The organism is Crenobacter oryzisoli, assembly GCF_030385785.1.
Taxonomy (GTDB): domain Bacteria; phylum Pseudomonadota; class Gammaproteobacteria; order Burkholderiales; family Chromobacteriaceae; genus Crenobacter_A; species Crenobacter_A oryzisoli.
Map to the genome: position 1 here is coordinate 1 of NZ_JAUEDK010000083.1, position 9,417 is coordinate 9,417.

The 9,417-nt window shown below is 63.2% G+C and carries 6 protein-coding genes; 4 read left to right on the top strand and 2 right to left on the bottom strand.

Annotated elements, in window-relative coordinates:
- Together QU481_RS22890 and prpB are read right to left on the bottom strand one after the other, a co-directional pair.
- On the bottom strand, positions 1-827 hold an 827-nt coding region (locus QU481_RS22890; RefSeq protein ID WP_289831529.1), incomplete at its 3' end, for a citrate/2-methylcitrate synthase.
- A gap of 50 nt (positions 828-877) precedes the next feature.
- Positions 878-1,759 carry a methylisocitrate lyase gene (gene prpB, locus QU481_RS22895; protein ID WP_435382756.1) on the bottom strand — a complete coding sequence of 294 codons (882 nt, stop codon included), beginning with the start codon at positions 1,757-1,759 and terminating at the stop codon, positions 878-880.
- Positions 1,760-2,976: 1,217 nt separating this feature from the next.
- Here prpB and QU481_RS22900 point away from each other — a divergent pair.
- The 4 genes from QU481_RS22900 to QU481_RS22915 form a co-directional block, all read left to right on the top strand.
- On the top strand, positions 2,977-6,417 hold the full coding sequence (locus tag QU481_RS22900; RefSeq protein WP_289832292.1) for a pyruvate carboxylase: 3,441 nt from the start codon (positions 2,977-2,979) through the stop codon (positions 6,415-6,417).
- Between the two features lie 215 nt (positions 6,418-6,632).
- On the top strand, positions 6,633-7,799 hold the full coding sequence (locus QU481_RS22905) for a Re/Si-specific NAD(P)(+) transhydrogenase subunit alpha (protein ID WP_289832293.1): 1,167 nt from the start codon (positions 6,633-6,635) through the stop codon (positions 7,797-7,799).
- A gap of 19 nt (positions 7,800-7,818) precedes the next feature.
- Complete coding sequence (locus tag QU481_RS22910; RefSeq protein ID WP_289830336.1) at positions 7,819-8,118, top strand: proton-translocating transhydrogenase family protein; 300 nt, start codon at positions 7,819-7,821, stop codon at positions 8,116-8,118.
- A 12-nt stretch (positions 8,119-8,130) separates the two neighbouring features.
- Positions 8,131-9,417: NAD(P)(+) transhydrogenase (Re/Si-specific) subunit beta (locus tag QU481_RS22915; protein ID WP_289831493.1), on the top strand; the 1,287-nt coding region annotated here is incomplete at its 3' end.

Genomic DNA, 9,417 nt, shown 5'->3' on the forward strand with positions numbered 1-9,417 from the left:
GGGTCGGCGATGGTGTACACCGGGTGGCCGAAGCCGATCACCACTTCCTTGCGCTCGACGCGGGCACGGATGTCCGCCTCGGCTTCATCCGGGTTCTCGTAGCGCTGCTGGATCTCGAACGCCACCTCGTTGGCGCCGCCATGCTTCGGACCGCGCAGCGCGCCGATGGCGCCGGTGATGCTCGAGTACATGTCCGACCCGGTGCCGGCGATCACGCGGCCGGTGAAGGTCGACGCGTTGAATTCGTGCTCGGCGTACAGGATCAGCGAGGTGTGCATCGCCCGCACCCACAGTTCGCTCGGCTTCTCGCCGTGCAGCAGGTGCAGGAAGTGGCCTCCGATCGAGTCGTCGTCGGTTTCCACGTCGATGCGCTTGCCGTTGTGGCTGAAGTGGTACCAGTACAGCAGCATCGAGCCGAACGAGGCCATCAGCCGGTCGGCGATGTCGCGCGCGCCGGCGATGTTGTGGTCGTCCTTCTCCGGCAGGGTACAACCGAGCGCCGACACGCCGGTGCGCATCACGTCCATCGGGTGCGCCGAGGCCGGCAGCGCTTCCAGCACCGCCTTCACCGACGCCGGCAGGCCGCGCAGCGCCTTGAGCTTCTGCTTGTAGCCGGCCAGTTCCGCCGGGTTCGGCAGCTTGCCGTGCACCAGCAGGTAGGCCACTTCTTCGAATTCACAACGCTCGGCGATGTCGAGAATGTCGTAGCCGCGGTAGTGCAGGTCGTTGCCGGTGCGGCCCACGGTGCACAGCGCGGTGTTGCCGGCGGCGACGCCGGACAGGGCAACCGACTTCTTCGGTTTGCTGACGAGGGTAGCTTCGCTCATCTGGGGTTTCTCCTTAATGCAGACTCGATCTGAATGGCTGGATCGGGGGCTTACTTGTTCTTGCCGTCGGCAAACAGCGCGTCGAGCTTCTGTTCGTAGGCGTGGTAGCCCAGATGCTCGTACAGCTCGGCACGGGTCTGCATGGTGTCGACCACATTCGCTTGGGAACCGTCGCGGCGGATCGCCTGGTAGACGTTCAGCGCCGCCTGGCTCATCGCGCGGAACGCCGACAGCGGGTAGAGCACCATGCCGACGTTGGACGACGCCAGCTCCTCGGTGGTGAACAGCGGGGTGGCGCCGAACTCGGTGATGTTGGCCAGGATCGGCACCTTCACCGCCTCGGCGAAGCGGCGGTACATCGCCAGATCGGTCATCGCCTCGGGGAAGATCATGTCGGCGCCGGCCTCGACGCACGCCACCGCGCGCTCGATCGCCGCGTCCAGCCCCTCGACCGCCAGCGCGTCGGTGCGCGCCATGATCACGAAGCGGTCGTCGCGACGCGCATCCACCGCCGCCTTGACGCGGTCGACCATCTCGGCCTGCGGCACGATCGCCTTGTTCGGGCGGTGACCGCAGCGCTTGGCCTGCACCTGGTCCTCGATGTGCACCGCGGCGGCGCCGGCTTTTTCGACGGCGCGGACGGTACGGGCGATGTTGAACGCGCCGCCCCAGCCGGTGTCGATGTCGACCAGCAGCGGCAGTTCGGTCACGTCGGTGATGCGGCGGATGTCGATCAGCACGTCTTCCGGCTGGGTGATGCCCAGGTCGGGGATGCCGTTGGAGGCGGCTGCGACGCCGCCGCCGGACAGGTAGAGGGCCTTGAAGCCGCTGTGTTCGGCGAGCAGTGCGCTGTAGGCGTTGATCGCGCCAACGATCTGCAGGGGGTGTTCAGTTTCGACCGCTTCGCGGAAGCGGGCACCTGGGGTAAGCATTAGCATTTCCTTTCTCTAGCAATAACCACCTGTCCGCGACCTGGTTTCGACCATATCGCAGAGTCATTCGGCACAGCCAACCATGTCACTTACACAAAAACAAGCAAGCGCTTGCCTGGCAAATTAGGGCATTAACAACCGCTAACAAAACTCAGCGTAGCTGACCTTGACTAGGCGCGGCGCCAAAGTCAGTACAAAGGCGTACTGCAATACAGCAAAATAATGCCAGCAGGGTTTTGTTAGCGGATCTAAATCCGCACATCCGAACGGTTTCAAATCAGCCTTCGCCGACGGACTGAAAGAAAGACACCCCTACCAAAAAATATCGCAATCCATTGATATTACAAAGAATTTTACCAGTCAGGACATGTTGGACAAGCTTACCGATGAATCATGAAACGCGAATCTAACTGAAGATAATTGCTGAAGCCCCCCTCTAATGCAGGGGGGTGGGTCTATTGTTACTAACTCAGCATTATGGCCAGCCTGCAGACTTTTCGAACCTACTCCAACAGCATGCAGCCCCCCCCCCTGCGAGTTGAAAAGCATTGGAAATTTAAGAGAACGCTTATGCCACCTGCTGAATTTTTAAGCGGGGTTCCGAGGCGAGTTTCACGGTGGTATGAGCCATTTGCAGAAATACGAATGGAGCACCGCGTCTACTGCATGCCACCTAGACAAGTTCATAGTCTCCCCCCAAAGAACCCTTCAGCCCACTCAAAGTGGGGGGTAAACGAGATCGCAGACTCGCTTAGATTGATTCGAAAACAAGATCAGTATCTCTCGCGTTGCATGGCGGACCTTCAATCAGGACAGTCACGCCATGGCAGAACATTACTTTTCTCTACGTTTCCTGCTCTTTCAAGAACCACTAGCAAAACTCTGCGAAGTGGCCTTGGCTAGGCGTGCGGCCGCAGACAGTACAAGTCGGACGGCAAGGCCGTATAACAACGCCAAGGGGATTTTGTTAGTGGCTTTAAGAAGCCTCTGGTCGATCAGTTGGCTTGAGCAATCTGAATATTGCTCCCTCAAGTCAGGTTCCGTTTGAGGGAAAGTATGGTCAGTCCCTTAGCAATTGATCCGCTTGGATACCGTACAGAACTCTCTTTTCTTGAAGCGAGCTTTAGCGAACGTTTCGGCGTTCTCCTTTTTCAAATTTCAAAAGGTTCGCTGAGCGCTGCGAACCTGTACATGGACTTTATCGAGCACGTCTGCCCATGAAACCCATTCGTAGCCTCCTGATCGCCAACCGCAGTGAGATCGCCATCCGCGTGATGCGCGCCGCCGCGGAAATGAACATCCGCACCGTCGCCATCTACGCCGAAGAGGACAAGCTCGCTCTGCACCGCTTCAAGGCTGATGAGGCCTACCGTGTCGGCGCAGGTAAAAAGCCGATTGCGGCCTACCTCGACATCGACGACATTATCCGCATCGCCAAGGAAGCGAACGTCGACGCCATCCACCCCGGCTACGGTTTCCTGTCCGAGAATCCCGAATTCGCCGAGGCCTGTGCGGCAGCAGGCATTCAATTCATCGGCCCTCGGCCCGAAGTGATGCGCCAGCTCGGCAACAAGGTTTCCGCACGTGAACTCGCCCAGGCCGCGGGGGTACCGGTAGTGCCGGCCACCGGGGCCCTGCCCTATGAGCTGGCCGAGGCACAACGCATGGCCAAGGCGGTAGGCTACCCGCTGATGCTCAAGGCAAGCTGGGGCGGAGGGGGGCGTGGCATGCGCGTGGTGGAGCACGAGGGCGAGCTGGCCGACGCCATGGAAGTGGCGCGGCGCGAGGCTAAATCCGCGTTCGGCAACGACGAGGTGTATCTAGAGAAACTGGTACACCGCGCCCATCACGTCGAGGTGCAGATTCTCGGGGACACCCATGGCAACCTGGTGCACTTGTTCGAGCGCGACTGTTCCGTACAACGCCGTAATCAGAAGGTGGTGGAACGCGCGCCGGCCCCCTATCTTTCTGATGCGCAACGAGCCGAGCTGTGCGCGTCTGCTCTGAGGCTGGCCGAAGCGGTCGGCTACACCCATGCCGGCACCGTCGAATTCCTGATGGACGCCGACACCGGGGCGTTCTATTTCATCGAGGTCAACCCGCGCATCCAGGTCGAGCACACGGTGACCGAGGCGGTTACCGGGGTCGACATTGTCAAGGCGCAGATTCGTATCTCGGAAGGCGCGAAGATTGGCACCGATGAGAGCTTTGTACCGGCGCAGGACGACATTTGCCTGTCCGGTCACGCACTGCAGTGCCGTGTCACCACCGAGGATCCGGAAAACGGCTTCACCCCAGACTACGGTCGCCTTACTGCCTACCGCAGCGCGGCCGGCTTTGGCGTGCGCCTAGACGGGGGCACCGCGTACAGCGGAGCGGTGATTACACCGTACTACGACTCCCTGCTGGTCAAGGTCACCGCCTGGGGCCACACGGCCGCCGAGGCCAATTCCCGCATGGACCGCGCGCTGCGCGAATTCCGCATCCGCGGGGTGTCGAGCAACCTAGCGTTCCTGGAAAACGTGATCGCACACCCGCTGTTCACCTCCGGCCAGTGCACGACGCGCTTCATCGACAACACCCCCGAACTGTTCCACTTCGACGCACGCAAGGACCGCGCCACCAAGTTGCTCAACTTCCTCGGTGACGTGGCCGTCAACGGCAACGCGGAGATGAAGGGGCGGACAGCCCCCTGCCCGATGCCGGGGCCGGCACCGCTGCCCGAAGTCAAACTGGCCCCCCCACTGCCCGCCGGTACCCGTGACCGGCTGAAAGAACTGGGGGCGGAGGGATTCGCCCAGTGGATGTGCGAACAGCCGCAGGTGCTGATCACCGACACCACGATGCGCGACGCCCACCAGTCACTGTTCGCCACGCGCATGCGTAGCCGGGACATGTTGGCGATCGCCCCGTATTACGCGCAGTTGGCGCCGCAACTGTTCTCGCTGGAATGCTGGGGCGGCGCCACGTTCGATGTCGCCATGCGTTTCCTCAAGGAAGACCCGTGGCAGCGCCTGGCCGGTTTGCGCGAGGCGGTGCCCAACACCTTGCTGCAGATGCTGCTGCGTGCCTCAAACGCCGTCGGCTACACCAACTATCCGGATAACGTGGTGCGCCACTTCATCCAGCAAGCCGCAGCCGGTGGCATCGATCTGTTCCGCGTGTTCGACTCGCTCAACTGGGTGGAGAACATGCGGGTGGCCATGGATGCCGTGCGGGAGACCGGGGCGCTGTGCGAGGCCGCCATCTGTTATACCGGCGACCTGTTTGATACCACCCGTCCGCGCTACAACCTGCGTTACTACGTCGACATGGCCAAGCAGCTGGAGCGGGCCGGGGCCCACATCCTGGCGATCAAAGACATGGCCGGCATCTGCACCCCGCGTGCGGTGCGCACGCTGGTCACCGCCCTCAAGCAAGAAGTCGGGCTGCCAATCCACTTCCATACCCATGATACCAGCGGCATCGCGGCGGCAAGCGTGCTGGCCGCGATCGACGCGGGGGTAGACGCCGTCGACGGCGCGCTCGATGCGATGAGCGGCCTCACCTCGCAGCCCAACCTCGGCTCGATCGTGGCGGCACTGGCCGGCAGCGAGCGCGAACCGGGATTGGACCGGACAGCTTTGCAGCAGCTGTCGAACTACTGGGAAGGCGTGCGTCGTCATTACGCCCCGTTCGAAGCGGACATGCGTGCCGGCACCTCGGCGGTCTACCGCCACGAAATGCCCGGCGGCCAAGTCACCAACCTGCGTGAGCAAGCCCGCTCGCTCGGTCTCGAAGCGCGGTGGCCCGAGGTGGCCGAAGCCTATGCCCAGGTCAACCTGCTGTTCGGCGACATCGTCAAGGTCACCCCGACCTCCAAGGTAGTGGGCGACATGGCGCTCTTCATGGTGTCGAACGATCTGAGTCCCGAGGACGTGCTCGATCCGGCCCGGGCGATCGACTTCCCCGAATCGGTGGTCTCCCTGTTCAAGGGTGAACTGGGATACCCCGCACACGGCTTCCCGGAAGCCTTGCAGCGCAAGGTGCTCAAGGGTCAGCCGGCGCTGACCCAGCGGGCCGGGGCACTGCTGCCCGCTGTCGACCTGGAAGCAGAAAAGGCCAAGGTCGAAGGACTCCTCGGGCGCGATCCGAGTGAGCCAGAACTGGCCTCGCACCTGATGTATCCGAAGATGTTCAAGGAGTATGCCGAGCATCAGGCCCGTTATGGCGATGTCTCGGTGTTGCCGACCCATGCCTTCTTCTATGGGTTGACCGAAGGCGAAGAACTCTCGGTCGACCTGGAGCGTGGCAAGACGCTGGTGGTGCAACTCCTGGGCAAAGCCGAGACCAACGATGGCCACGTCAAGTTGTTCTTCGAACTGAACGGCCAACCGCGCTTGATCAAGGTCGCCAAGGAGGGGGTACAGGCTGCCTCCAGCCACCCTCAGGCCGATGCCGATAACCCACACCATGTCGGGGCGCCGATGCCGGGCATGGTCAGCACGGTGGCGGTCAAGCCGGGTCAGACCGTGGCCAAAGGCGACACGCTGCTGACCATCGAGGCGATGAAGATGGAAGTGGCCATCAAGGCCGAGCGGGACGGGGTGATCAAGCAAGTGCTGGTGAGCTCAGGCCAGCGGCTTTCGAACAAGGATTTGTTGGTCGTATTTGCGTAATCACGAGGTGGGAGCATGGGTTTACCCCGTCGCTCCCCCCAGGAGAAGCGGCTTTGGGTTGAGTGACTGCGTTCTGTTTCCACTCTCTGCACCTCGACAGGGTAAGCGACCCCATTTGCAGAGGAAGAAACGTAACAAGCAGGGATGCGCTCACTGGTCGCCCTAACAGGTTTATGCAGTTATTAACTCAAAATCGTTTTATTAAAGGAACCCACATGCAGATCGCAATTCCGGCCGAACGTCTGGCCGGCGAGACGCGCGTCGCCGCGACACCGGAAACGGTGAAGAAGCTCGTCGGCCTCGGGCATTCGGTGGTGGTAGAGAAAGGTGCCGGGGTGGCTTCTGCCATGCTGGACGCAGCCTATAAGGAAGCCGGCGCCTCGCTGGTCGGCAGCCGGACTGCGGCGCTGACCGCCGGCGACATCGTGCTGACGGTGCGGGCGCTGCCCGCCGAGGACATCGCGCAGCTGAAGGACGGGGCGGTGCTGATCGGCATGCTCGCGCCGTACAGCAACCCCGACCTGCCGAAGCTGGCCGCCAAGCAGGCGTCGGCGTTCGCGATGGAGCTGCTGCCGCGCACCACCCGCGCCCAGTCCATGGACGTGCTGTCCAGCCAGAACAACATCGCCGGCTACAAGGCGGTGCTGCTCGCCAACCACTATTACCCGCGCTTCATGCCGATGCTGATGACCGCTGCCGGCACGGTGAAGCCGGCGCGGGTGCTGATCCTCGGCGTCGGCGTGGCCGGCCTGCAGGCGATCGCCACCGCCAAGCGCCTCGGCGCGGTGGTCGAGGCGTTCGACGTGCGGCCGTCCACCAAGGAACAGGTCGAATCGCTCGGCGCCAAGTTCGTCGAGGTGCCGATGACCGACGCGGAGAAGGCCGCCAACGACGGCGTGTACGCCAAGGAGATGTCCGAGGACTACCAGCGCCGCCAGACCGAGCTAGTCGACAAGCACGCCAAGCAGGCCGACATCGTGATCACCACCGCGCTGATCCCCGGCAAGCCGGCGCCGCGCCTGTTGTCCGCCGCCACCGTGGCGGCGATGAAGCCGGGCAGCGTGATCGTCGACATGGCGGCCGAGAGCGGCGGCAACGTCGAATCGACCCGCTGTGGCGAGGTGGTGCACACCGACAACGGCGTCACCGTGGTCGGCACGGCCAACCTGCCGGGCCTGATGGCCGGCGATGCCTCGGCGCTGTACGCCAAGAACCTGCTGACCTTCCTGAGCCTGATGCTCACCAAGGAAGGCTTCTCGATCAATCTGGAAGACGAGCTGCTGGCCGCCACGCTGGTGACCCACGCCGGCGAACTGCGCTTCGGCCAGGCTGCCCCGGCCGCCGCTTCCGCCGCCCCGGCTGCCGTCCAGGCCGGCGCGTGACCGCATTCAGGAGAGTTTCATGGTTGTAGATCCGTTTATCACCAGCCTGACCGTGTTCGTGCTGGCCGTGTTCGTCGGCTACCACGTGGTCTGGAACGTCACCCCGGCGCTGCACACCCCGCTGATGGCGGTGACCAATGCCATCTCGGGCATCATCATCGTCGGCGCCCTGCTGCAGGTGGTCGACATCAACGGTGCACAGCTCACGCTGACCTCGGTGCTCGGCGCGATCGGCATCTTCCTCGCCAGCATCAACATCTTCGGCGGCTTCCTGGTGACCCAGCGCATGCTCGACATGTTCAAGAAGAAGCAACGCTAAGGAGCCGACCCGATGATCAATCTTTCTGCAATTCTCTATCTGGTCGCGGCGGTGCTGTTCGTCCTCGCGCTCAAGGGGCTGTCGTCGCCGACCTCGGCGCGACGCGGTAACACCTTCGGCATGATCGGCATGGTGATCGCCGTGGTCACCACGCTGATGATCATGGACAAGCCGGTGTGGGCGCTGCTCGGTGGCGCGATCGCCGCCGGCGCGCTGATCGGCACCTGGAAGGCCAAGACGGTCGAGATGACCGGCATGCCGGAACTGGTGGCGGCGATGCACTCGCTGGTCGGTCTGTCAGCGGTGCTGATCGCCGTGGCCGCGATCTTCCACACCGGCCAGGAGCACACCCCGGTCCAGAAGGTCGAGCTGTTCATCGGCGCCTTCATCGGCGCGATCACCTTCACCGCGTCGGTGATCGCCTACGGCAAGCTGTCCGGCAAGTTCGGCTCCAAGGCGGTGTCGTTCGGCGGCCAGCACCTGTTGAACCTGGTGCTGGCGCTCTCGATGGTCGGCTTCGGTCTCGCCTACTTCGTCACCGACAGCCACGCCGCCTTCCTGGCGATGCTGGCGGTGGCGCTGGTGCTGGGCGTGACCTTGATCATCCCGATCGGCGGCGCCGACATGCCGGTGGTGGTGTCGATGCTGAACTCGTACTCGGGCTGGGCGGCCGCCGGCATCGGCTTCACGCTGAACAACCCGGTGCTGATCATCGCCGGTGCCTGCGTCGGCTCGTCCGGTGCGATCCTGTCGTACATCATGTGCAAGGCGATGAACCGCTCGATCGTGTCGGTGCTGCTCGGCGGCTTCGGCGCCGAGGCGGCCGCCGGTGGCAGTGCGGCGTCCGGGCCGAAGAATTACAAGTCCGGCTCGGCCGACGATGCGGCGTTCCTGATGGGCAACGCCGACAGCGTGATCATCGTGCCGGGTTACGGCCTGGCGGTGTCGCGCGCCCAGCACGCGCTGCAGGAGTTCGCCGACAAGCTGACCGAGAAGGGGGTCAACGTGCGCTACGCGATCCACCCGGTGGCCGGCCGGATGCCGGGGCACATGAACGTGCTGCTGGCCGAAGCCGAAGTGCCGTACGAGCAGGTGCTGGAGATGGAAGAGATCAACTCCGACTTCTCCAACACCGACGTGGTGCTGGTGATCGGCGCCAACGACGTGGTGAACCCGGCGGCGCAGAAGGACAAGGGCAGCCCGATCTACGGCATGCCGATCCTGGAGGCGTACAAGGCGCGCACCACCATCGTGGTGAAACGCTCGATGAACGCCGGCTATGCCGGGCTCGACAACGAG